Here is a 23,170-nt window from a genome sequence, read left to right as displayed (position 1 = left end):
CGGTCCCTACCGCGGGTATGACCGACACGGAGGCCGCGTCGGCGAACGGCATCGAGGCGCGGTACGAGGAGACCGGCAGCGAGCGGCTGCTCACCTTCTCGCGCGACGGCCGCGAGGCCACGGTCGCGCAGAACGCCGAGGGGTACGCCATGCTGAAGGTCCGAAACGGGCCCGACGGCGACGAGCTGGAGCGGTACTACGGGTTCGACATGGCGCTCGACCACGCCGCGGAGCTGCTCGGCGTCGACGCCCCCGACCTCCCGGTGCCGGAGGCCGCGACCGACATGGGGATGTAGTCGTATCCGGGGCGGACCGCCGATCAACCAGCAACATGATCCCGTACCCGGAACGTGAGGCGAACGGCTTCGACGAGGTACCAAGACGGGCCCCAAACGCTCGCGCGGCCGGCAGCGGCCGCAAAGCGGCGATCGAAGCCCGTGCGAACGGCGCTCACTCTCGCAAATAAATAACTAATAAGCATCATAGGCGCCGTTGAATATTCTCTATAGCCATATTCCCTTATGAGTGGCACCGGTACGAGGAGTCACGATGGAACGAAGACAGTTCCTGCGCGGAACCGGCGCGGCGATCGGCGGCTCGCTCGTCGCCGGCTGCGTCGGGGGCGGGGGCGAATCGGGGACGGTGACGGTCGACTACGCGTACTACAACCCGGTCAGCCTCGTGTTGCGCGAGAAGGGCTGGCTCGGGGAGGCGTTCGCCGACACCGGGACAGACGTCGAGTGGGTTCTCAGCCTCGGGAGCAACCAGGCGAACGAGTACGCCCAGAGCGGCGAGGCGGACGTCTCCTCGACCGCCGGCATCGCGGCGCTGATGGCCCGCACGAACGGCGTCCCGATCACGACGCCGTACGTCTACTCGGAGCCCGAGTGGACCGCGCTCGTCACCTTCCGAGAGACCGGCATCGAGTCGGTGGCGGATCTTGAGGGGAGCCGCGTCGCCGCGACCCGCGGGACCGACCCGTACTTCTTCCTGCTTCAGGCGCTGGGCGACGCCGGGCTGAGCGAGGACGACGTCGAGGTCGTCAACCTCCAGCACCCGGAGGGGCAGTCCGCCCTCGTCCGCGGTGACGTCGACGCGTGGGCCGGGCTCGACCCCCACATGGCCGAGCTGGAGCTCGAACACGACGGCGCGGAGTTGTTCTTCCGCGAGCCGCGGTACAACACCTACGGCTTCCTGAACTTCCTCGACGGGTTCCTCGCGGACCGCACCGAGGACGCCCGGCGCGTACTCCGGGCCTACGAGCGCGGCCGCGAGTGGGCGATCGAGAACCCCGAGGAGACGGCGGGGATCCTCGCGGACGCCTCCGAGATGTCCGCGCCGGTCGCGGAGCGGGTGTTCACCCAGCGGAACGACCTCTCCGAGCCGATCCCGGGCGAGCCGCACCGCGACCTGCTCTCCGACCTCTCGCCGATCCTCGAACGCGAGGGGCTCGTGACCGACGACGCCGACCCCGCCGGCAGCGTCGACGATCTGATCGACTCGGAGTTCGCGAGCGAGGTCGTCTGAGATGGCGACCGACGCGCGAACCGAGTCGCGAACGATCGGCCCGGTCGCGCTCCCCTCGGCGGAACGCTTCCGGCCGCTGCTCGGGCTCGTCGTCCCGGCGGCGCTCGTCGTCGTCTGGCACCTCCTCGTCGCGAGCGGCGCCATCTCGGCGTACCAGCTGCCGACCCCGCTACGCGTCGCCAAAACCCTCCACGGGCTGGCCGCCTCCGGCGAGCTGTGGGGCCACGTCGCGATCACGGTCCAGCGCGTCGTCCTCGGCGCCGGGCTCGGCGTCGCGGTCGGCACCGTCTTCGGGACCGCGACCGGGCTCTCGCGGACGGCGAGCGACCTGCTCGACCCCCTGCTCCAGAGCCTGAAGAACATCCCGTCGCTGGCCTGGGTGCCGCTGTTCCTCCTCTGGTTCGGCATCGGCGAGACCGCGAAGGTGCTGCTCATCGCGGTCGGCGCGTTCTTCCCGGTGTACCTCAACCTCTCGACGGGCATCGCGGCGGTCGACGAGGAGCTGTTGGAGGTCGCCGAGGTGTACGACCTCGGCCGCGTCGAGTCGCTGCGTCGGGTCGTCCTCCCGGCCGCGCTCCCGAGCCTGCTCGTCGGCGTCCGCGGCGGCGTCGGGCTGGCGTGGATGTTCGTCGTCGCCGCCGAACTGATCGCGGCGAGTCAGGGCGTCGGGTTCCTGCTGAGCGACGGGCGGACCCTCGCGCGACCCGACATCATCGTGGCGTCGATCCTGCTTTTCGCGTTCCTCGGCAACTGCTCGGACGTCGCCGTGAAGGAGGTGAGAGACCGTGTCGTCGGACGCTGACGCGGATGTCCCACCGTCGGCCGCCGACGCGGACGCCGCGTCCGCTGAAGCGGACCCCGTCCTCGCCGTCGACGGGCTCCGGAAGCGGTACGACGACACGCTCGCGCTCGACGGCGTCGACCTCGCGGTCGCGGACGGCGAGTTCGTCGCCGTCGTCGGCCCCTCGGGCTGCGGGAAGTCGACGCTGCTCCGCGTGCTCTCGGGGCTCGAAGCGGAGTTCGGCGGGCGCGTCGCGGTCGACGGAACCGACGTCCGCGACGGCGGCAGCGACGTCGTCGGGATGGTGTTTCAGGAGCCGCGGCTGCTCGACTGGGCGGACGTGCGCGAGAACGTCGCCGTCGGGCTCCCGGCCGACGTGGACCCGGATACCGAGGCGGCCCGCGACCGCGTCGACGACCTGATCGAGACGGTCGGACTCGGCGGGTTCGCGGAGAGCCGGCCGGACGAACTCTCCGGCGGCATGGCCCAGCGCGTCTCGCTCGCACGGGGCCTGGCGTACGACCCCTCCGTGCTGCTGCTCGACGAGCCGTTCTCGGCGCTCGACCGGCTGACGAAGGCGGACCAGCAGGACCACCTGCTCGACGTGTGGGAGGAGCGCGGGACGACCGTCGTCCTCGTCACGCACGACGTCGAGGAGGCCGTCTACTTGGCGGACCGCGTCGTCGTCCTCGGCGGCCAGCCCGGCACGGTCGAGTCCGTCGTCGACGTCGACATCGACCGCCCCCGCGACCGGGCGGACGCCGACTTGGTCGCGCTCCGGCGCGAGGTGACGGAGGCGCTCGGTCGGTAGCGACTCCGGACGGCGCGCTCCCGACCCGGAGCGGGGGCGCGCACCGCGCGCCGGCCGAAGCCGAAACGAAACGAACGTCGATCCGCCTTATTAACCGGCTTTCGGATCGGAATACGTCACCGATCTCCGGTGTGTGTATAATCTCCTTAAGGTGTATTGACACCCGCGGAGTCATGCGATTCTTCGCTCCCATCCGTCGCCGCGCCGAACTGCCGGTCCGCTCCGATTTTGCGATCGTCCAAACCGTTAAGTACCCGACCGTCTTGCTGTGAGTCGATGACAGACATCACGGAGGCTTCGTCGGACACCCCGGCGGATCGAGTTCTTCCAGGGCACGATAGCTTCTAACGTCGATATAGGTCCTGTCAGGATCTTCGACACGACCCTGCGAGACGGAGAACAGTCACCACGGACGTCGTTCAGCTACGACGAGAAACGCCGCATAGCGGCGACGCTGGACGACATGAACACCCACGTCATCGAGGCGGGGTTCCCGGTCAACTCGGACGCGGAGTTCGAGGCCGTCAGCGACATCGCCGCCGCGACGGACACCACCGTCTGCGGGCTGGCGCGGGTCGTCGAGGGGGACATCGACGCCGCCATCGACTCCGGCGTCGAGATGGTCCACGTGTTCGTCTCCACCAGCGACGTTCAGCTGGAGGACTCGATGCACGCGACCCGCGAGGAGGCGAAGCAGCGCGCGGTCGACGCCGTCGAGCAGGTGAGAGACGCCGGCGTCGAGTGCATGTTCTCGCCGATGGACGCCACCCGGACGGACCCGGACTACCTGATCGACATCGTCGAGGCCGTCTCCGACGCCGGCACCGACTGGATCAACATCCCCGACACCTGCGGCGTGGGGATGCCGACCAGCTTCGGCGAGACGGTCAACGCCGTCGTCGAGGCGACCGACGCGCGCGTCGACGTCCACACCCACGACGACTTCGGCATGGCCGCCGCGAACGCGGTCACCGGCTTCGAGAACGGCGCGGAGCAGGCGCAGGTGTCGGTCAACGGGATCGGCGAGCGCGCCGGCAACGCCGCCTACGAGGAGGTCGTCATGGCCGTCGAGTCCGTCTACGGCGTCGACACCGGCATCGACACGACCCAGATCACCAAGCTGGCCCGGATCGTCGAGGAGGCCTCGGACATCCCGGTGCCGGCGAACAAGCCCGTCACCGGGCGGAACGCGTTCGCCCACGAGTCGGGCATCCACGCCGCCGGCGTCATCGAGAACGCCGACACGTTCGAGACCGGCGTGATGACCCCGGAGATGGTGGGCGCCGAGCGCGAGTTCGTGCTGGGCAAACACACCGGCACCCACAGCGTGCGCAAGCACCTGGTGGAGGCCGGGTTCGACCCGACGGACAGCGAGGTCCGGGCGATTACGAAGCGGGTCAAGGAGTACGGCGCCGGCAAGCGGCAGGTGACCGCCGGCGACGTCGAGCGGTTCGCCGAGGAGGCGGACGTCACGCGCGAGGAGGAGGTCCGGGTCTGATGACCTCCTCCCCGACCGGATCGCCCCCCGAGCGACCGCGTCTGCGGTCGCGGGAGCACTCTGACCGGGGGCAGCGTCGGCCCCGCGGCGCCCGTCACCGTGCGGAGCGCCGCGTCGCCCGACAGGAATTTATACCCCGGCCGCGTTGCTCCGGGCGAGATGCGACGGCACACCACGGCCGCGGCGCGCGAGAGCGTTCCGGGAGCCGTCGCGCCGATTATTGTAGGGGTATAACCCCCTACACTACCCCTTCCTCACCGACGCGACGCACCGCCGAACGCCGGCGGCCGGGCCGTTTCCCACGCGCAGAGCGTTCTCCCGCCCGTCACGCGTTCGCAGCGACCGACACGACAACCCGCCAGATGGCACACCGCACACCACCACGACAATGAGCGACACAGCAGCACAGCCGCGATCCGACGCGGACGAGGCGGACGAGGCCCCGGCCGACGCGGCCGCGACCGACGAACCGACCGATCCGGACGAGGAACAGGGGGCAGGCCCCGTCTCGACCGGCGCCGAGTCGGTCGTCGCCGCCCTCGAGGCCGCGGGCGCGAAGACCGCCTTCGGCGTTCAGGGCGGCGCGATCATGCCCGTCTACGACGCCTTATACGACTCCTCGATCCGGCACGTGACGATGGCCCACGAGCAGGGCGCCGCCCACGCCGCCGACGCGTACGGCGTCGTCGCCGGCGAGCCGGGCCTCTGTATGGCCACCTCCGGCCCGGGCGCGACGAACCTCGTCACCGGCATCGCCGACGCGGACATGGACTCGGACGCGATGTTGGCGCTGACCGGTCAGGTCCCCACGGAGTTCGTCGGCAACGACGCGTTCCAGGAGACCGACACGGTCGGGGTCACCCGCCCGATCACGAAGCACAACTACTTCGCGGGCGGCGCGGACACCGTCGGCGACACCGTCGGCGAGGCGTTCGAGCTGTCGCGCGCCGGCCGCCCCGGCCCGACGCTCGTCGACCTCCCGAAGGACGTCACGCAGGACGAGACGGACCGGACGCCCGGGCCGGCGACGCCGCCGGCCGGGACCGACCCCGACCCGAACGCCGACGCCGACGCGGTCGAGGAGGCCGCGCGCGCCGTCGAGGCCGCCGAGCGCCCCGTCTGCCTGTTCGGCGGCGGCGTCATCAAGGCCGACGCGAGCGACGAGGCGCGGACGTTCGCCCGGACGTACGGGATCCCGGTGACGACGACGATGCCGGGGATCGGCTCGTTTCCGGAGGACGACGACCTCTCGCTCTCGTGGGCCGGGATGCACGGCACCGGCTACGCGAACCTCGCGATCACCCACACCGACTGCCTGATCGCGGTCGGCACGCGGTTCGACGACCGCCTCACCGGTGGGATCGACACGTTCGCGCCCGAGGCCGAGGTGATCCACGTCGACATCGACCCCGCGGAGATCAGCAAGAACGTCCACGCCGACTACCCGCTGATCGGCGACGCCGGCCGCGTCCTCGACCAGCTGACGGCGGCGGTCCGCGAGGCGCCCGACGCTGCGGCGTGGCGCGACCGGTGCGCGGAGTGGAAGGAGACGTACCCGCTCACGTACGCGACCCCCGACGACGAGCCGCTGAAGCCGCAGTTCGTCGTCGAGGCGTTCGACGAGGCGACCGACGACGACACCATCGTCACCACCGGCGTGGGCCAACACCAGATGTGGGCCTCGCAGTTCTGGACGTACTCGGAGCCGCGGACGTGGGTCTCCTCGCACGGCCTCGGCACGATGGGGTACGGCGTGCCCGCCGCGGTCGGCGCGCGCGTCGCGGCCGACACGATGGGCGAGGAGGACCGCGACGTGGTGTGCTTCGACGGCGACGGCTCCTTCCTGATGACGATGCAGGAGCTGTCGGTCGCGGTCCGCGAGGAGCTCGACGTCACCATCGCCGTGCTCAACAACGAGTACATCGGGATGGTGCGGCAGTGGCAGGACGCCTTCTACGAGGGGCGACACATGGCCTCCGACTACACGTGGATGCCCGAGTTCGACAAGCTCGCCGAGGCGTTCGGCGCCTTGGGCCTGCGCGTGGACGACTACGACGAGGTCGCGCCCGCGGTCGAGGAGGCGCTCGACTACGACGGGCCGGCCGTGGTCGACTTCCACGTCGACCCCGAGGAGAACGTCCTGCCGATGGTGCCGAGCGGCGGCGCGAACGGGAAGTTCGCGGCCGCGGAGGACCAGCTATGAGCGGCGACGCCTCCGACGGCGACGCGCCGGCCGTCTCGGACGCCGACTCGCGCGCGACTCCCGACGCCGACTCCCGACCGCTCCCGGGCGAGCAGCCCGGGCCGGACGAGCGCGACCACCCCGAGGGGCGCCGGAACCTCGAGGGGATCCGGATCGACCCCGTGGTCGAGGCCGAACACGAGTCGCGGCGCGCGGTCATCTCGGCGCTCGTCGAGGACGAGCCCGGCGTGCTCGCGCGCGTCTCCGGGCTCGTCTCGCGGCGCCAGTTCAACATCGAGAGCCTCACCGTCGGGCCGACGACCGTCGACGGCCACTCGCGGATCACGATGGTGGTCGAGGAGACGGACCCCGGAATCGACCAGATCGAAAAGCAGATGGCGAAGCTGAAACCGGTCATCTCGGTCGGCGAGGTCGCCGGCGACGCGGTCACCTCGGAGCTCGTCCTGCTGAAGGTCGAGGCCGACGACCCCGCGGCGGTCCACGCCGTCTCCGAGATGTACGACGGCCGGACGGTCGACGCCGGCCCGGAGACGATCACCGTCGAGCTCACCGGCGACAAACGCAGCATCGACGACGCGATCGACGCCTTCGACCGGTTCGGCATCGTCGAGATCGCGCGGACGGGACCGACGGCTCTCGCGCGCGGCGACACCCCCACGGCGCCCGGAGAGAAGCCCGGAACGGCCGGCGAACCGACCACACACGACGACTGACGCGGTTTCACGACACAACATCACTATGACCGAAGACGACTCCCAGACGTTCGATTCGACAGTATACTACGACGACGACGCGGACGAGGAGGCGATCGCCCACAAGACGGTGGCCGTCCTCGGCTACGGCTCGCAGGGCCACGCGCACGCGCAGAACCTCGCCGACAGCGGAGTCGACGTGATCGTCGGCCTCCGCGAGGACAGCTCCTCGCGCGCGGCCGCCGAGAGCGACGGGCTCCGCGTCGAGACGCCCGCCGACGCGGCCGCGGAGGCCGACGTGGTGAGCGTCCTCGTCCCCGACACCGTACAGCCGGACGTGTACGAGAACGCGATCGAACCCAATCTCGACGCGGGCGACACGCTCCAGTTCGCGCACGGGTTCAACATCCACTACAACCAGATCCAGCCGCCCGAGGAGGTCGACGTGACGATGGTCGCGCCGAAGTCGCCGGGCCACCTCGTGCGCCGGAACTACGAGAACGACCAGGGGACGCCCGGCCTGCTCGCGGTGTACCAGGACGCGACCGGCGACGCCCGCGACGAGGGGCTCGCGTACGCGGCCGCCATCGGCTGTACGCGCGCCGGCGTCGTCGAGACGACGTTCCGCGAGGAGACCGAGACCGACCTGTTCGGCGAGCAGGCCGTCCTCTGTGGCGGCGTCACCTCGCTCGTCAAGCAGGGGTACGAGACGCTCGTCGACGCCGGCTACTCGCCGGAGATGGCGTACTTCGAGTGTCTCAACGAGCTGAAGCTCATCGTCGACCTCATGTATGAGGACGGGCTCGGCGGCATGTGGGACTCCGTCTCCGACACCGCCGAGTACGGCGGGCTCACGCAGGGCGACGTCGTCGTCGACGAGCACGCCCGCGAGAACATGGAGGAAGTGTTAGAGAAGGTCCAGAACGGGCAGTTCGCCCGCGAGTGGATCTCAGAGAATCAGGCCGGACGGCCATCCTACACGCAGCTCCGTGAGGCGGAGAAGAACCACGAGATCGAGGCCGTCGGCGACGAGCTGCGCGGGCTGTTCGCGTGGGAGGAGTCGGGCGAGGACGAGGAGGAAGAGAGCGCCGAGGTGACCGCCTGATGGGCGTAGGCGGCGACGCGAACCGGACCGACGAGGCCACGCAATCCACGCGGGCCACGCGACCCACGCGCCACGCGGGTGAGTCCCGATGAGCGAGGGGACCCTGTACGACAAGGTGTGGGACCGACACAAGGTGACTCGGTTACCGACCGGCCAGGACCAGCTGTTCGTGGGGCTCCACCTCGTCCACGAGGTCACCAGCCCGCAGGCGTTCGGCATGCTGAAGGAGCGCGATCAGGAGGTCGCGTTCCCGGAGCGCACCCACGCGACCGTCGACCACATCGTGCCCACCGGGAACCGCGACCGGCCCTACCGAGACGACGCCGCGGAGAGCATGATGGCGGAGTTAGAGGAGAACGTCCGCGGCTCGGGCATCGACTTCTCCGACCCGGACTCCGGCGATCAGGGGATCGTCCACGTCATCGGGCCGGAGCAGGGGCTCACCCAGCCGGGCATGACGATCGTCTGCGGCGACTCCCACACGTCGACGCACGGCGCGTTCGGCGCGCTGGCGTTCGGCATCGGCACCTCGCAGATCCGCGACGTGCTGGCGACCGGCTGCGTCGCGATGGAGAAACAGAAGGTCCGCAGGATCGAGGTCACGGGCGAGCTCGGCGAGGGCGTCACCGCGAAGGACGTCATCCTCACGATCATCGGGAAGCTCGGGACCGACGGCGGCGTCGGCTACGTGTACGAGTACGCCGGCGAGGCCATCGAGGACCTCGGGATGGAGGGGCGGATGTCCATCTGTAACATGTCGATCGAGGGCGGCGCCCGCGCGGGGTACGTCAACCCCGACGAGACCACCTACGAGTGGCTGGAGGAGACGGACGCCTTCGAGGACGACCCGGAGGAGTTCGAGCGCCTGAAACCCTACTGGGAGTCGATCCGGACCGACGAGGACGCCGAGTACGACGACGTGGTCACCATCGACGGCTCGGCCATCGAGCCGACCGTGACTTGGGGGACCACGCCCGGACAGACCGCGGGCATCACCGAGCCGATCCCGGACCCCGAGGACCTCCCCGAGGAGGACCGCGACACGGCGCGGCGCGCGCAAGAGCACATGCGCGTCGAGCCCGGCGACACGATGGAGGGGTACGACATCGACGTGGCGTTCCTCGGCTCGTGTACCAACGCGCGGCTGAAGGACCTCCGCGAGGCCGCGGCGTTCGTCGAGGGCCGCGAGGTCGACGACGACGTGCGCGCGATGGTCGTCCCCGGCAGTCAGCGCGTCCGCGACGCCGCCGAGGCGGAGGGGCTCGACGAGATCTTCAAGCGGGCCGGCTTCGACTGGCGCGAGCCCGGCTGCTCGATGTGTCTCGGCATGAACGACGACCAGCTGGAGGGCGACGAGGCGAGCGCCTCCTCGTCGAACCGGAACTTCGTCGGCCGCCAGGGCTCGAAGGACGGGCGCACCGTGCTGATGAGTCCGATCATGGTCGCGGCCGCGGCGGTGACCGGCGAGGTCACCGACGTCCGCGAGATGGAGGAGGTGGCGACCGTATGAGCTCGCCCGAGTTCAGCGACGGCGAGGCGCCGGCGGAGAAGGTCACCGAGGTCTCCGGCACCGGCATCCCGGTTCGGGGCAACGACATCGACACCGACCAGATCATCCCGGCGCGGTTCATGAAGGTCGTCACCTTCGACGGGCTGGGCCAGTTCTCCTTCTTCGACCAGCGGTTCGACGACGAGGACAACGAGAAGGACCACCCGTTCAACGAGGAGCAGTACAGGGGCGCGAACGTCTTGGTCGTCAACGCCAACTTCGGCTGCGGCTCCTCGCGCGAGCACGCCCCGCAGGCGCTGATGCGCTGGGGGATCGACGCCGTCGTCGGCGAGTCGTTCGCGGAGATTTTCGCGGGCAACTGCCTCGCGCTCGGGGTTCCCACGGTCACGGCCGACCAGGAGGACATCGAGGCGCTCCAGGACTACGTCGAGGCCAACCCCGACGCCGAGGTCGACATCGACGTGGCCGAGGAGACGGTCACCTACGGCGACACCGTGATCGACGCGGAGGTTCACGACGCGCAGCGGAAGGCGCTCGTCGAGGGCGTCTGGGACACCACGGCGCTGATGGGCGCGAACGCGGGCGCGGTCCGCGAGGCCGCCCGGTCGCTGCCGTACGTGCCGGACGAACACGTGCCCGAGCCCGCCGCGGAGGACGGCGCGTGAGCCACGAGGTCGTCGTCATCGAGGGCGACGGGATCGGTCGCGAGGTCGTCCCCGCCGCCGTCGAGGTGCTGGAGTCGTTCGATCACGACTTCGAGTTCGTCGAGGCCGAGGCGGGCGACGAGACGAAGGAGGCGACCGGCGAGGCGCTCCCCGCGGAGACGTACGACTTGGTCGCCGACGCGGACGCGACGCTGTTCGGCGCCGCGGGCGAGACGGCCGCCGACGTCATCCTCCCGCTGCGCGAGGCGGTCGACTCGTTCGTCAACGTCCGGCCCGCAAAGGCGTACCCGGGCGTCGACGCGCTCCGACCGGAGACCGACGTGGTGTTCCTCCGAGAGAACACCGAGGGCGTCTACGCGGGCCACGAGGACCGCCTCTCCGAGGACCTCTCGACGCTGACGCGCGTCGTCACCTCGTCGGCGTCGCGGGAGCTGGCCGAGTACGCCTGCGACTTCGTCGAGGACGGCCGCGGCCCCGCGGGCGACCCCGACGAGGAGTTCACGGTCGCGCACAAGGCGAACGTGATGCGCGAGACGGACGGCCGGTTCCGCGAGGAGGTCACCTCGGTCGCCGCGGAGCGCGGCGTCGACGCCGACGAGGAGCTGATGGACGCGTTCGCGACGAAGCTCCCGCTCGACCCGACGCAGTACGGCGTGATCGTCTGCCCGAACCTCGCGGGCGACGTCCTCTCCGACCTCGCCGCCGGCCTCGTCGGCGGCCTCGGCCTGTTGCCCTCGGCGAACGTCGGCCACGACAACGCGCTGTTCGAGCCGGTCCACGGGACCGCGCCCGACATCGCGGGCGAGGGGGTCGCGAACCCCACGGCCGCGGTCCTCTCGGCGGCCATGCTCTTGGAGTACCTCGGCCACGTCGAGGAGGGCCAGCGCGTGCGCGACGCCGTCGAGGGCGTCCTCTCGGACGGCCCGCGCACCGGCGACCTCGGCGGCTCGGCGACGACCGACGAGGTCACCGCGGCGATCGTCGACCGCCTGTAAAGCGGTTCTCGACCCCGTTCGCGCCGGGAGAGCCGGCAGATCGCGACCGCCGGCGAACCACAAGACAGGAAACCCTGCGGCCCCTCCGGCCGAGTATGAGCAACTACGAAGTCGCGATGGAAGCCGCCTGGTTGGTCCGTGACGTCGAGGAGACCGACGACGCCATCGGCGTCGCGGTCAGCGAAGCCGGCAAGCGACTCAACGAGACGGACAAGCAGTACGTCGAGGTCGAGCCCGGCGTCACCGGCTGTCCGGCCTGCGGCGAGCCGTTCGACGCCGCGTTCCTCGCGGCGAACACGGCCCTAGTCGGGCTCCTCTTAGAGATCGACGTCTTCAACGCCGACAGCGAGGAGCACGCAGAGCGGATCGCGAAAAGCGAGGTCGGCGGCGCGCTCCGCGACGTCCCCCTCGAAGTCATCGACGTCTTCGAGACCGAGGGAGACGAGGACGAGGACGAAGGGGCCGCGGACCGGTAGACGCGCCCGCGACCCGGCGGCGCGAGTTCGGTCGGTGCCGAAAGCTTTTCTAATAACCTTAAGTAATTAGTCGGCATGGAACTGCCGACGCCACAGGACCTCCGCGAGCGCCGGACCGGGCTGGAGCTGACCCAGAGCGAGCTCGCCGACGCCGCGGACGTCTCCCAGCCCCTCATCGCGCGGATCGAGGGCGGCGACGTCGACCCCCGACTCTCGACGCTCCGCCGCATCGTCAACGCCCTCCAGGAGGCGGAAGGCGAGGTCGTGCGCGCGACCGACCTGATGAACGAGACCGTGATCAGCGTCGCGCCGGACGACGCCGTGAGCGCGGCCGTCGAGCTGATGGAGGCGGAGGCGTACTCGCAGCTCCCGGTCCTCCAGAACGGCGTGCCGGTCGGCTCGATCAGTCAGGGCGACGTCGTCCACGCCGGCGAGAACGTCGGCGACCACCCGGTCAGCGAAGTGATGAGCGAGTCGTTCCCGACGGTCGCGCCCTCGGCGACCGTCGACGAGGTCCGGAACCTGCTGGACCACTACAAGGCCGTGATGGTCACCGACGGCGGCGAGACCGTCGGGATCATCACCGAGGCCGACATCGCCGCGCAGCTGTCGTAGCGCTCCGCGGGGCCGATCGGCGCCGGACCGCGCCCTACTCCTCCCGCCGCTCGGAGAGCCGCTCCCAGATCTCCGTACAGCCCGCGCCGTCCTCGACATCGTCGAGGTGGCTCGGATCGCCGTCGCCACCGCCGCCGTCTCCGCTCTCGCCGTCCGACTCTTCGTCGTCACTCATCGGTCGAACGGAGGTAGACAGTGGGCATAAGCGACCACTCGACAGCACTTCGCGCCGGATCTCTCAGGTGAGCGCGATTCTCTCCGGTATCACGGAGATGACGCCTTACAGCTCGAGTCCGCGGATCGCGACCGTCGCTTCGCCCTCGTCGCCGCCCTCGTCACTCGCCTCGGCAGCCTCGACGCGGCCGATCACGCGCCCGTCGGTGGCGTCGGCCAGAGCCGTCGCGTCGTCGGGGTCGAGGGCGGCCACGAAGCCGGTCCCCATGTTGAACGTCCGGTGCATCTCCTCGTCGGAGACGTTCCCCTCGGACTGAACGAACTCGAACACCGGTTGGGGCTCGAAGGCGTCGTCGATCACGTAGCGGTTGTCGCCGAGCCGTTCGAGGTTCGTCCAGCCGCCGCCCGTCACGTGGGCCGCGCCGCGGACGCCGTGGGCGCGCATCGGGTCGAGCAGATCGGTGTAGATTCGAGTCGGTTCGAGCAGCGCGTCGCCGAGCGTCTCGTAGTCCCCGAACGGGCACGGATCGGTGTACGCGTGGTCGCGCGTGACGGCCTCCCGGGCCAGCGTGAGCCCGTTCGAGTGGATCCCCGACGAGCGCCAGCCGACGAGCGCGTCGCCGGGCTCGGCCCGTCCGTCGAACACGCCGTCCTTCGCGGCGAGGCCGGCGCAGGTGCCGGCCAGGTCGAGCCCGCGGACGACCTCCGGCATCACCGCCGTCTCGCCGCCGACGAGTTCTGTGCCCGCCAGCTCGGCGCCGCGGGAGAGCCCCTCCCCGACCTGCTCGGCGAACCGCTCGTCCGGCTCGTCGACCGCGAGGTAGTCGACGAACGCGACGGGGCGGACCCCGGCCGCGACGAGGTCGTTGACGTTCATCGCGATGCAGTCGATCCCGACCGTCGAGTAGTCGCCGAGCGCCTCCGCGACGAGCAGCTTCGTCCCGACGCCGTCGGTCGCGAGCGCGAGGTAGCGGTCGCCGATGTCGAGCAGGCCGGCGTACTCGCTCCCGGAGCCCGCCGCCTCGGTGTCCGCCCCGACCGCGCCGATCAGCGCCGCGGTCGCGGCCTCGCTCGCGTCGACGTCGACGCCCGCGTCCGCGTAGGTGAGTTCGTCGCCGTCGTCCGGTCCCCCGTCGTCGCCCGCCGACCCGCCGCCGTCGCCGCCGTTGCCCTCGGTCATGTGTGAGGGGCCACGCCCGCGGAGCAAAAGCGCACCGTTCCGGCGGGGAGCGGTCGCGGGAGGGAACGGCGAGCGATCAGAACGGCCCGCCGAACCCGAGCCCGACGACGAAGACGAGCCCGAAGGCGAGCAGCACGGACGGGACGAAGACGGCCGCCCAGACCGGCTTGCTCCACCCCATCACCGTCTTCCCGTCGAGGGGGCCGTACGGGACGAGGTTGAACGCCGCGAGGAACGCGTTGATCGCGATGCCGCGCGCGCCGAGGATCGTGACGATCTCGCTGCCGACGACTCCGCCGAGCGCGAACAGCGGGAAGAAGGCGACCATCAGCCCGAGGTTCACGACCGGCCCGGCGAGCGCGATGTGACCGTGTTCGCGGGGCGTCAGCCGTCCCCGGTGGTGGACGGCGCCGGGCGCCGCGAAGATGAACCCGAGGAGGGAGCTCATCACGGCGATAAACAGCATGCTGTTGTCCGCGCGGAACTCGGCGACCTGGTCGTAGTGAACCGCGACGACCTTGTGCGCGACCTCGTGGAGGAGGAAGGCGACCCCGGCGGTCGCGAGCGCGACGAACAGCGGCGGGACCACGCCCGCCGCGAAGATCCGGCCGATCCCGGCCCAGCCGTTGACGAAGAACAGCATGAACGCCACGCCGAGCGCGAGCCACGCGACGAGCAGGTCGCGGATCTCCTGCCCGCTGAAGTAGAGGCCCGCGATCCGTCGCCCGGAGACCGAGCTGCCGCCGCTCATGCGATCCCCCCCACGGCGCCGCGCACGAGGTCGGCGCCGTTGAGCGCCCCCTCCACGAGCAGCCGCCCGACGTCCTCGACGCCGCCCACCTCGGCGCCGAACATCGCCGGGATGACGTACGCCGCGAAGAGGAAGCTGGCGACGATGCTCCCGACGTTCGTCATCGCGACGACGACGATGAGCCGGAACAGCGGCACGTCGAGCATCGCGGAGACCAGCTCCGCCGCGGAGCGCGTCTCGTCGGCGAGCAGGTCGTTGAGCGCGCCGATGTCGGCGACGTTCACCGTCAGGCTGCGGAGCTCGACGTAGCCCGTGAACCAGCCCGGCGCGAGCAGCGGGTTGATCGAGGTCAGCCACGCGACCGCGCCGCCGACGCCGGCCGAGAGCCAGCGCGCGCCGGCGACCTTCGCGAACGCGAACGCGAAGACGCCGTTGATCAGGAACCACGCGCCGAACAGGCGGAGCAGGAACGCGTTCCCGGCCCCGCCGAGCGCGAGCAGGACGAAGAAGCCGACGAAGCCGACGGTGATCGCGTAGCCGATCGCCTTCTTCCACGGGAGCCCGCGGCCGGACTCCTGTCCGACCAGGCTCTCCATCGGCGGGAGGCTGGCGGGGTCGGCGAGGTACCCCTCGATCCCCGCCCGGTGGCCCGCGCCGACGACGGCGACCACGTCGTGTCCGGCCTCGCGGAGCGCGACGAGCCGGTGGGCGATGAACGCGTCGCGCTCGTCGATGAGCGCCTCCGCGCCGCCCGGGGAGAACTGCCGGAACTCCTCCATCATCATCGTCACCACGTCCGTGTCGGTGAGGTCGGCCTCGTCGAGCTCCTCGATGCCGCCGGCCTCGGCGTCGACGTCGCCGCCGGCGAACGCGCCGACCGCGACCGCGAGGACGGCGCCGACGACGAGTCCGAGGCCGATGCCGATCCCGAACCCGCCGATCGCCGTCACGGGGAAGCCACCGAGGTACGTCGAGACGACGCCGTTCGCGACGCCCGTGACCCCGGCGACGACGCCCGCGGCGAGGCCGGTGCCGACCGCGGCGTAGAGCCGTTGGTCCGGCGAGAGCGCGAGCGTGCCGACCTGGTCGACGGCGATCCCGACGGCGAGCGCGACGAGGACGCCCGCGGCGACGCTCGTCAGGATCGCCGTCGTGATCCCGACCGCGCCGCCGAAGAGGCCGATCGCCGGCCCCGCGAGGATCCCGACGAAGAGCCCGCCGATGACGCCGGCGACGCGCGGGTCGCTGACGCCGAACGCCAGTCCCCCGACGAGCCGGAGCTTTTCGGTAACCGTCATGCGGGCCCAGAAGCGCTGGATCGTCGTCTGGATGTCGCGGTCGACGAGGGCGACGTCGATGCCGAGCGACTCGGCGAGGTCGACGGCGGCCTTCATGTCCGCCCCCGGCTCGATGTCGAACCGCTCGCCCAGCTGGGTCTGGACGTACGAGAGCATCCAGTACGCGAGGAACTGGAACACGGTGTTCCCCTTGAGCAGGTCGCCGGCGTCGAGGTCGTCGGGGGTCTCGCCGTTGAGCTGGCGGTAGCGCCCCTCGTCGAGCTCGACGGCGACGACGTCGGGGCGCTCCCGCTCGATCGTCTCCTCGACCTCGTCGACGGAGCGCTCCGACACGTGCGCGGTCCCGACGACCGTGACCTCTCCCTCGCCGGCCGCGTCGCCGCGCGGCGCGCCGTCGAGGTCGCCGCCGTCGGCCCGCGGGGATCGGTCGGTCGACGGGGGCGCCTCCTCGCTCCCCCGTGACGGCTCTGTCATCACCCCTCGTACTCGGTCACCGCGTTTAGGGTTTGTGAGTCGGTCGCTGGCTCCGGGCCGCACCCCGACCGTCCGCGCGTTCCCGCCGATCCAACAAATTTGTATTCTCACGCGTCTCACGTGTTCGTATGTCCCGGCTGTTGCCCTCCCTGCCGGACGCGACCCCCGAGGAGCGCGAGCCCCGGGTCGTCGGCGTCGACGACGACGAGGCCGACGACCTCATCGCCGCCCTCGGATCCGAGACGGCGCGGGCCATCCTTTCGACGCTCCACGACCGCCCGGCGACGAAGTCCGAGATCGCCGACGAGGTCGACACCTCGCTCCAGAACGTCCAGTACCACCTCTCGCGGCTCGACGAGGCCGACCTCGTCGACGTCGTCGACACCGCCTACTCCGAGAAGGGCCGCGAGATGGACGTATACGCCGCCGCGGACGAGCCGCTCGTGCTGTTCTCGGGCGGCTCCGAGGAGTCGAGCGGGATCAAGACCGCGCTGATGCGCCTGCTCGGCGGCTACGGGATCATCGGCCTCGCAGCGCTCGCGGCCCAGCGTCTCCTCGCCGTCGGGTCGCTCGGCGGGTCGCGGTTCACCGCCCGCTCCGGCGGCGACGACGCGGGGACGGCCACCACGGCCGGCGGCGACGGGGGCGCGACGGACGGCGCCGACGGCCCCACGATAGAGAGCGTGCCGGACCAGAACACCGCCGCCGAGGGCACCGACGGGGCGATCGAACTCGTCGGCGACCCGCTCGCCGAGTACGCCGTCTCGCTCGTCGAGCCCGGCGTCGTCTTCTTCGTCGGCGCCGCGCTCGTGTTCACGCTCGCGTGGGCGTACTGGTACCGGGCGTCGGACTGACGAGGCCGGGGCCGCCCGGAGGTCGCGCGTGGGACAGGTATTCAAGCCGCCGCCACCACGTTCGCGTATGGAACACGAAGCCGAGGTCGTCGGGGTCGGCGCGGGCTCGGCGCCGAGCGGCGACGTCCCGGCGGTGATCCTCTCGGCGCGCGGCGAGTACGTCCCGATATTCGTCAGCGGCGATCAGGCCCGCTCGATCGGGATGGCCTTAGAGGGCGAACCGTTCGACCGACCGCTCACGCACGACCTCCTCGTCGACATCCTCACGGAGTTCGGCGGCGCCATCGACCGCGTCCGCGTCGACGACCTCCGCGACGGCACCTTCTACGCGAAGGTCGACGCCGAGCGCTACGACGACGGCGAGCCGGAGCGGTTCGTCTTCGACGCCCGGCCCTCGGACGCGCTCGCGCTCGCCGTGCGGGTCGACTGTCCGATCGTCGTGACCGACGAGGTGATAGACGAGGCGGGCCGCTCCCAGGACTCGATCCGGTTCGGCGGCGACGGCGACCCCTCCGAGGAGCGCTGAGGGGGCTTCGCTTCCCGCCGCGCCGCCGGCGAAGCCGGCCGTTCAAGTCGCCCGCCCTCCCACGGCGGGTATGGACGAGACGGCCACGCTCGCCTCCTCGCACACCGAGATGACGGAGATGCTGCTCCCGAACGACACGAACAACCTCGGCCGCGCGCTCGGGGGCGCCGTGTTGCACTGGATGGACATCTGCGGCGCCATCGCCGGCATGCGCTTTTCGAACCGGCAGGTGGTCACCGCCTCGATGGACCACGTCGACTTCATCTCCCCCATCGAGATGGGCGAGGTCGCCATCGTCGAGGGGTACGTGTTCAACACCGGCCGGACGAGCGTCGACGTGAAGGTGGACGTGCGCGCCGAGAACCCCCGAACGGACGAGACGCGACGGACGACAACCTCCTACTTCACGTTCGTCGCGCTCGACGACGACGGCCGCCCGACGCCGGTCCCCGCGCTGGACTGTCCGACCGAGGACGAGGAAGTCCTCCGCGACGACGCCATGGACGGCCGCGAGGAGCAGTTGCGGCAGGTGGTCGAGCGCTACGACCTCTGACCGGGCGCGGTCCGGACGGCAGCGGACGCGGTCCTGACGGCACCAGGCGCGGTCCGGACGGTCTCACTCCGCCGAGCCCGCGACGACCTCGACGGTCGCGTCCGGATTGTCCGACGCCGCGACCGCGGCCTCGTGCGCCGCCAGCGCGCGCTCAGCGAGGGCGTCGAGCGCGTCGCCGGCGGACAGGTGGCTCGGACAGCCGCAGTCGGAGGCGCCGAACCCCTCGATAGGACCGGCCGGGAGGCGCTCGGCGACCGCGCACTCGACGTCGACGCCGACGCTGCGCACGACGCGGTCGATCCGCGCGGCCGGGCGGCCGAGCAGGTAGTCGACGTGCCAGTGCCGGGTGTCGTTATCGCCGCGGGCGGTCCGCCGGTGTCTGTCGACGCGCGAGAACCCTCCCGCGCCGAGCGCGCTCCCCGTGTACGCGTACGCGCCGGCCGGGAGGCGATGCTCGCCGAGCGCGCCCGCCGTAACCGTCGCGTCCTCCGCGAGGGCGACGACGAGCGTGTAGCTGCCGCCGGTGCCGCCGCTCATCCGTCGATCACCGCCGGCACGTCGATCACCGCTCGGTCACCGCCGCGCTCACGACAGCGCGGCCGGCGCCTCGTCGGCGGCCGCCCGGAGCGAACCGACCAGGTCGTTCGCCTCGTCGTCGAGGCGGTACGTGTCGTGGAAGTCGGCCGGGTCGCGGCCGCGGCCGGAGAGCGTCCCGACGACGTCGGCGATGCGGTCGTAGTTGTCGCGGACGAGCCCCCCGACGATCCCGGGGGTGCCCGCGCGCTCCGCCAGTTCCTCGGCGGCGGACCGCCCGGCGTACACCCGGCGCTCGGCGGGGTCGACGAGCACCATCGCGAACGGGCGGGAGCCGAACTGCGCGTCGAGGAACGGGCCGACCGGGTCGGCCTCCCACGGGACCGCGACCACGCCGTCGAGCCGGCGGAGCGCGACCGCCGCGACCGAGCAGTACGGGCAGTCGCCGTCGAAGATCAACACCGGCGCGTCCGCGCCGTCCGGGTCGGTAGGCATGCCGAAAAGTAGGGTCTCCATCGGTTTAAGCGCCCCGTCAGCCGAACTCGTTCGGTCGGTTCGACGGGCCGGATCGGTCGAAAGGCGGGTCGAAGCCGCTCAGTGCGAGTGGCCGAGCGCCTCTTCGAGCGGCTGGCCGAACCGCTCCTCGAACAGCTCCGCGGCCGTCTCGTTCATCTCCGCGATGTCCTCGGGGACATCGCCCTCGCTGTGGTGGACGATGACGTGCGCCTGCTGGGCCATCGCCTGAACGACCACGTCGGAGACGACGGCGGTCGCGGGCTCGCCCTGCTCGCTGAGCACGTCGACGAGGCCGGCGGGCAGTTCGAACGACTCTTCGTCACCGTCGGGGCCGGTGACCGTGTAGGTCTCGGTATCTCCCATAGATGTGGGTCGTGGCCGCGACATAAGGGTCTGTGGAAACCGGACGCGGCCCGGCTCACCGACTGGAACCGCGGGGGCCGTCCGGACTTATCCGTGCGCGGAGACGGCCGTCACGGAGGAGCCCGAGCCGACGACGCTCGCGAGGTACACCGCGATGGCCGTGACGACGATCGATCCCCCGGAGGGGAGCCCGAACCCGATCGAGACGGCGAAGCCGCCGAGCACCGACAGCTGCCCGAAGATCACGCCGAGGTACATCGTCTCGCGGAAGCTCCGGGCGACCTGCGAGGCGGCCGCGACGGGGACGACCAGCATCGCGGCGACGAGGATGACCCCGAGCACCTGCATCGCGCCGACTACGACGACCGCGGTCAACACCACGAGCAGGGTGTTGTAGCCGGTGACGTTCAGCCGCGCGACCCGCGCGGCCTGCTCGTCGAAGGTGATGAAGAGGAGCTGCTTGTACGTCAGCGCCACGCCGGCGACGACGATCAGGGAGAGCGCGCCCATCAGGCGCGCGCCCTCCGGCGTGACCACCGCGAGGTTCCCGAACAGGAACCCCTCGACGTTGACCCCGGTGAGCCCGTCGCCGTAGCTGATGATCAGCGTGCCGACCGCGAAGCTCCCGCTGAGCATGATCGCGATGGGCACGTCGCCGTAGGCGTCGGTGCGCTCGGTGAGCCACTGGACCGCGAGCGCGCCGAGGATGCCGACCGCGAGCGCGACGAGCAGCAGCGACCCGTTCCACCCGGTCGAGGAGGTGACGAGGATCCCGACCGCGACGCCGGCGAACGCGGTGTGCGCGAGCGTCTCGCCGATCAGCGCCATCTCGCGGTGGACGAGGAAGGAGCCGACGAGCGGCGCGACCACCCCGACGAGCACGCCCACCGCCATCGACTGCCACATGATCGGGTGCCGGAACACGTTCGTGCCGAACGCGGCGTCCATCCCCCGGCCGAGCGAGCGGAACGCGGCGTACAGGTCGCTTGCCACCGGGAGGTCCTGCGCCCAGTAGAGCAGGAGGAAGCCGAGCATGCCGACGGCGACGATCCCGGTGAGGCCGACCCCGGCGAGTTCGGCACGCCGCCGGAGTCCGCGGCCCGGTCCCTCGATGGCCTCGGCCGCCGCCTCGCCGTCAGCGGAGCTGCTCCCGCTCATCAGTGGTGGTGGTGGACGACCTGTCCCGTCGTTCCGTACGCCTCGGCGAGGGCGTCGCTCTCGACGAACGACTCGGTGTCTCCGTGGTGGTACAGCTCGGTGTTGATACAGGCGATGCGGTTCGCGCGGTCGGTGACGACGCCGATGTCGTGCTCGATGAGGATGATCGTGATCCCCTCGTCGTTGAGGTCGTCGAGGAGGGCGTAAAAGGCGTCGCGCGACTCGGCGTCGACGCCGACCGTCGGCTCGTCGAGCGCGAGCAGGTCCGCGTCGCTCGCCAGGGCGCGCGCGATGTACGCCCGCTGCTTCTGCCCGCCGGACAGCTCCGAGACGAGCCGGTCGGTCAGGTCGCCGATACCCACCGTCTCGATGGCGTCGGCGACGGCGGTGCGGTCGGCCTCCGAGAGGCGCCCCCGTCCGGCGTGCGCGAACCGGCCCATGGTGACGCACTCGCGGACGGTGACCGGCATCGCGCCGCCGCGGCTCGTCGCCTTCTGGGAGACGTAGCCGATCCGGCCGCCGTCGTCGAACTCCTCGATCGGGCGCCCGAACAGCTCGACCGACCCCTCGTCCGCCTCGTGGAGGCCGAGCATGAGGTGGAGGAGGGTGGTCTTCCCGGAGCCGTTCGGGCCGACGAGCCCGAGGAAGTCCCCCGCCTCGACGGTGAGGGAGACGTCTCTCACGGCGACGGTGTCGCCGTAGGCGAACGTCACGCCGTCGAGGTCGACGATTGCGCTCACTGCGTGTACTCGGTCTGGGTCGGCCGCACGTTTAGCTCTTTTACTCCGTCGGGAGCGTCGCCGTCACCGGACCGCTCGACGGCCAACTGGCACGGTGAACGGCTCACTGCGACCCGAACGCCCGCTCGAAGGCGGGGACGTTGACCTCGGTCATCTGTTCGAGGTAGCCGTAGCCGGCGTCGTTCCACTCCCGCGTCGTCCCGCCGGCGGGCGTGACGGGGACCGCCTCCGTCGCGCCGCTGTTCTCGACTATCGACTCGGCGAGCCGCGGCGACTGGAAGCGGTCGTACAGCACGACGTCGATCCCCTCCGAATCGACGAGTTCGATCGTGTCGGCGATCTCCGACTGCGTCGGCTCGTTCTGCGGCGAGACGCCGACCGGCGAGCGGAGCCGGAACCCGTAGCGCGCCTCTAAGTACTGGAAGGAGTTGTGGCCCGCGAGCACCGCCACGTCGCGCGCGGCCTCGTCGGCGATCGTCTCGAACGCGGCGTCGACCGCGTCGAGCTCTTCCGCGTACGCTTCGGCGTTGGCGGCGTACGCGTCGGCGTTCTCCGGGTCCGCCTCACCGAGCCCCGTCGAGATCGTGTCGACCATCTCGGCCGCGAGGACCGGGTCGACCCAGACGTGGGGATCGTACCGGACCTCTCCCCCGCCATCGCCGTCGTGGCTTCCGTCCTCCCCGTCGTGAGTCCCGCTCTCTCCGCCGTGGGAGTGGTCCCATTCGAGCAGGTCGTCCTCCAGTCCGTCGAGCACGTCGACCACGGCGACGGAGTCGTAGTCGCTCTCAAGCGTCTCCGCGAGGTCCTGCGCCCACGAGAACTCCGGGCTGTCGAGGTAGACGAACGCGTCCGTCGCGGCCACGTCGGCGGCCAGCGTCCCGTCCGGCGTCCACCCGTGACCGAGCTGTCCCACGTCGACGGGGTCCTCGAACGCCGCGTTCTCGCCCGCGACCTCGTTGGCCCAGTCGTTGAGGGTGAAGAAGGCCGCGTAGCCGGAGTCGAACCCCTCGGAGCCGCCGGATCCCCCGTCCGAGCATCCCGCCAGCGACGCCGCCGCCCCCGCGGCCGCGAGGCCGGCGCCGCGCCGCAGCACCGACCGCCGTGAGTGAGTCATACCGATCCGTACCGTAGATTAATAGAAAAAGGTTATTATTTCACAAGATAGAATTAA

The 23,170-nt window shown here is 70.9% G+C and carries 26 protein-coding genes; 16 read left to right on the top strand and 10 right to left on the bottom strand.

All coding sequences use genetic code 11. The features are described from left to right. Nucleotides 1-17: 17 nt before the first annotated feature. The 13 genes from DVK07_RS12255 to DVK07_RS12195 all read left to right on the top strand — a co-directional run bounded on the left by DVK07_RS12255 (nucleotide 18) and on the right by DVK07_RS12195 (nucleotide 12,878). Entirely contained in the window at nucleotides 18-296 is a 279-nt protein-coding gene (locus DVK07_RS12255) for a hypothetical protein (protein WP_121597336.1), read from the top strand. Nucleotides 297-549: 253 nt separating this feature from the next. Beyond that, nucleotides 550-1,527, top strand: coding sequence for an aliphatic sulfonate ABC transporter substrate-binding protein (locus tag DVK07_RS12250; RefSeq protein ID WP_121597335.1), 978 nt, complete (start codon nucleotides 550-552; stop codon nucleotides 1,525-1,527). A gap of 1 nt (nucleotide 1,528) precedes the next feature. Beyond that, the gene (locus DVK07_RS12245) at nucleotides 1,529-2,329 is read left to right on the top strand and encodes an ABC transporter permease (protein ID WP_121597334.1); all 801 of its coding nucleotides are present in this window, start codon (nucleotides 1,529-1,531) and stop codon (nucleotides 2,327-2,329) included. After that, nucleotides 2,313-3,119: an ABC transporter ATP-binding protein gene (locus tag DVK07_RS12240; RefSeq protein WP_121597333.1), complete on the top strand. Its 807-nt coding sequence runs from the start codon at nucleotides 2,313-2,315 to the stop codon at nucleotides 3,117-3,119. The genes DVK07_RS12245 and DVK07_RS12240 overlap by 17 nt, the downstream gene beginning before the upstream one ends. Nucleotides 3,120-3,456: 337 nt before the next feature. Then, nucleotides 3,457-4,617, top strand: a complete 1,161-nt coding sequence (locus DVK07_RS12235) for a LeuA family protein (RefSeq protein WP_199719495.1) — start codon at nucleotides 3,457-3,459, stop codon at nucleotides 4,615-4,617. Nucleotides 4,618-5,005: 388 nt separating this feature from the next. Then, the gene (gene ilvB, locus DVK07_RS12230; protein WP_121597331.1) at nucleotides 5,006-6,820 is read left to right on the top strand and encodes a biosynthetic-type acetolactate synthase large subunit; all 1,815 of its coding nucleotides are present in this window, start codon (nucleotides 5,006-5,008) and stop codon (nucleotides 6,818-6,820) included. Then, nucleotides 6,817-7,533 (top strand): acetolactate synthase small subunit, encoded by a 717-nt coding sequence (gene ilvN / locus DVK07_RS12225; RefSeq protein ID WP_121597330.1) that lies wholly within the window; start codon nucleotides 6,817-6,819, stop codon nucleotides 7,531-7,533. The genes ilvB and ilvN overlap by 4 nt, the downstream gene beginning before the upstream one ends. A 25-nt stretch (nucleotides 7,534-7,558) precedes the next feature. Next, complete coding sequence (gene ilvC, locus DVK07_RS12220; RefSeq protein ID WP_121597329.1) at nucleotides 7,559-8,617, top strand: ketol-acid reductoisomerase; 1,059 nt, start codon at nucleotides 7,559-7,561, stop codon at nucleotides 8,615-8,617. 88 nt (nucleotides 8,618-8,705) lie between these two features. Next, nucleotides 8,706-10,127, top strand: a complete 1,422-nt coding sequence (leuC, locus tag DVK07_RS12215) for a 3-isopropylmalate dehydratase large subunit (RefSeq protein ID WP_121597328.1) — start codon at nucleotides 8,706-8,708, stop codon at nucleotides 10,125-10,127. After that, nucleotides 10,124-10,792 carry a 3-isopropylmalate dehydratase small subunit gene (gene leuD / locus DVK07_RS12210; RefSeq protein ID WP_121597327.1) on the top strand — a complete coding sequence of 223 codons (669 nt, stop codon included), beginning with the start codon at nucleotides 10,124-10,126 and terminating at the stop codon, nucleotides 10,790-10,792. The genes leuC and leuD overlap by 4 nt, the downstream gene beginning before the upstream one ends. Next, nucleotides 10,789-11,787 carry an isocitrate/isopropylmalate family dehydrogenase gene (locus tag DVK07_RS12205; RefSeq protein WP_121597326.1) on the top strand — a complete coding sequence of 333 codons (999 nt, stop codon included), beginning with the start codon at nucleotides 10,789-10,791 and terminating at the stop codon, nucleotides 11,785-11,787. The genes leuD and DVK07_RS12205 overlap by 4 nt, the downstream gene beginning before the upstream one ends. Nucleotides 11,788-11,882: 95 nt before the next feature. Further along, entirely contained in the window at nucleotides 11,883-12,263 is a 381-nt protein-coding gene (locus DVK07_RS12200) for a DUF555 domain-containing protein (protein WP_121597325.1), read from the top strand. A gap of 75 nt (nucleotides 12,264-12,338) precedes the next feature. Continuing rightward, on the top strand, nucleotides 12,339-12,878 hold the full coding sequence (locus DVK07_RS12195) for a CBS domain-containing protein (protein WP_017342910.1): 540 nt from the start codon (nucleotides 12,339-12,341) through the stop codon (nucleotides 12,876-12,878). Between the two features lie 34 nt (nucleotides 12,879-12,912). On the opposite strand, the gene DVK07_RS23325 is transcribed toward DVK07_RS12195, so the two are convergent. The 4 genes from DVK07_RS23325 to DVK07_RS12180 form a co-directional block, all read right to left on the bottom strand. After that, complete coding sequence (locus DVK07_RS23325; protein WP_199719487.1) at nucleotides 12,913-13,053, bottom strand: hypothetical protein; 141 nt, start codon at nucleotides 13,051-13,053, stop codon at nucleotides 12,913-12,915. Between the two features lie 105 nt (nucleotides 13,054-13,158). Further along, nucleotides 13,159-14,232, bottom strand: coding sequence for a phosphoribosylformylglycinamidine cyclo-ligase (gene purM, locus DVK07_RS12190; protein WP_121597324.1), 1,074 nt, complete (start codon nucleotides 14,230-14,232; stop codon nucleotides 13,159-13,161). 76 nt (nucleotides 14,233-14,308) lie between these two features. Further along, on the bottom strand, nucleotides 14,309-14,983 hold the full coding sequence (locus DVK07_RS12185; protein ID WP_121597323.1) for a metalloprotease: 675 nt from the start codon (nucleotides 14,981-14,983) through the stop codon (nucleotides 14,309-14,311). Continuing rightward, a complete protein-coding gene (locus DVK07_RS12180; RefSeq protein WP_121597322.1) occupies nucleotides 14,980-16,755 on the bottom strand; it encodes a TraB/GumN family protein in 1,776 nt (591 codons plus the stop codon). Before DVK07_RS12180 ends, DVK07_RS12185 begins: the two co-directional genes overlap by 4 nt. 128 nt (nucleotides 16,756-16,883) lie before the next feature. On the opposite strand from DVK07_RS12180, the gene DVK07_RS12175 reads away from it, so the two are divergent. The 3 genes from DVK07_RS12175 (at nucleotide 16,884) to DVK07_RS12165 (ending at nucleotide 18,688) form a co-directional block, all read left to right on the top strand. Continuing rightward, nucleotides 16,884-17,609 carry a winged helix-turn-helix domain-containing protein gene (locus tag DVK07_RS12175; RefSeq protein ID WP_121597321.1) on the top strand — a complete coding sequence of 242 codons (726 nt, stop codon included), beginning with the start codon at nucleotides 16,884-16,886 and terminating at the stop codon, nucleotides 17,607-17,609. Between the two features lie 67 nt (nucleotides 17,610-17,676). Further along, entirely contained in the window at nucleotides 17,677-18,135 is a 459-nt protein-coding gene (locus DVK07_RS12170) for a bifunctional nuclease family protein (RefSeq protein ID WP_121597320.1), read from the top strand. 70 nt (nucleotides 18,136-18,205) lie between these two features. Continuing rightward, entirely contained in the window at nucleotides 18,206-18,688 is a 483-nt protein-coding gene (locus DVK07_RS12165) for an acyl-CoA thioesterase (RefSeq protein WP_121597319.1), read from the top strand. 63 nt (nucleotides 18,689-18,751) lie between these two features. Here DVK07_RS12165 and DVK07_RS12160 read toward each other — a convergent pair whose 3' ends face one another. The 6 genes from DVK07_RS12160 to DVK07_RS12135 all read right to left on the bottom strand — a co-directional run bounded on the left by DVK07_RS12160 (nucleotide 18,752) and on the right by DVK07_RS12135 (nucleotide 23,113). Continuing rightward, complete coding sequence (locus tag DVK07_RS12160) at nucleotides 18,752-19,225, bottom strand: DUF123 domain-containing protein (protein ID WP_121597318.1); 474 nt, start codon at nucleotides 19,223-19,225, stop codon at nucleotides 18,752-18,754. Between the two features lie 48 nt (nucleotides 19,226-19,273). Next, nucleotides 19,274-19,717, bottom strand: a complete 444-nt coding sequence (locus DVK07_RS12155; RefSeq protein ID WP_121597317.1) for a DUF393 domain-containing protein — start codon at nucleotides 19,715-19,717, stop codon at nucleotides 19,274-19,276. A 99-nt stretch (nucleotides 19,718-19,816) separates the two neighbouring features. Beyond that, the gene (locus DVK07_RS12150; RefSeq protein ID WP_121597316.1) at nucleotides 19,817-20,101 is read right to left on the bottom strand and encodes a hypothetical protein; all 285 of its coding nucleotides are present in this window, start codon (nucleotides 20,099-20,101) and stop codon (nucleotides 19,817-19,819) included. Nucleotides 20,102-20,188: 87 nt separating this feature from the next. Then, on the bottom strand, nucleotides 20,189-21,259 hold the full coding sequence (locus DVK07_RS12145; RefSeq protein ID WP_121597315.1) for a metal ABC transporter permease: 1,071 nt from the start codon (nucleotides 21,257-21,259) through the stop codon (nucleotides 20,189-20,191). Then, entirely contained in the window at nucleotides 21,259-21,999 is a 741-nt protein-coding gene (locus tag DVK07_RS12140) for a metal ABC transporter ATP-binding protein (protein ID WP_121597314.1), read from the bottom strand. Before DVK07_RS12140 ends, DVK07_RS12145 begins: the two co-directional genes overlap by 1 nt. Nucleotides 22,000-22,102: 103 nt before the next feature. Next, the gene (locus DVK07_RS12135; RefSeq protein WP_121597313.1) at nucleotides 22,103-23,113 is read right to left on the bottom strand and encodes a metal ABC transporter solute-binding protein, Zn/Mn family; all 1,011 of its coding nucleotides are present in this window, start codon (nucleotides 23,111-23,113) and stop codon (nucleotides 22,103-22,105) included. Nucleotides 23,114-23,170 lie beyond the last annotated feature (57 nt).

This window comes from Halorubrum sp. Atlit-26R (assembly GCF_003666015.1).
GTDB lineage: Archaea > Halobacteriota > Halobacteria > Halobacteriales > Haloferacaceae > Halorubrum.
The sequence above is the reverse complement of the archived record's forward strand: the minus strand, read 5'-3'. Positions and strand labels throughout refer to the sequence as shown.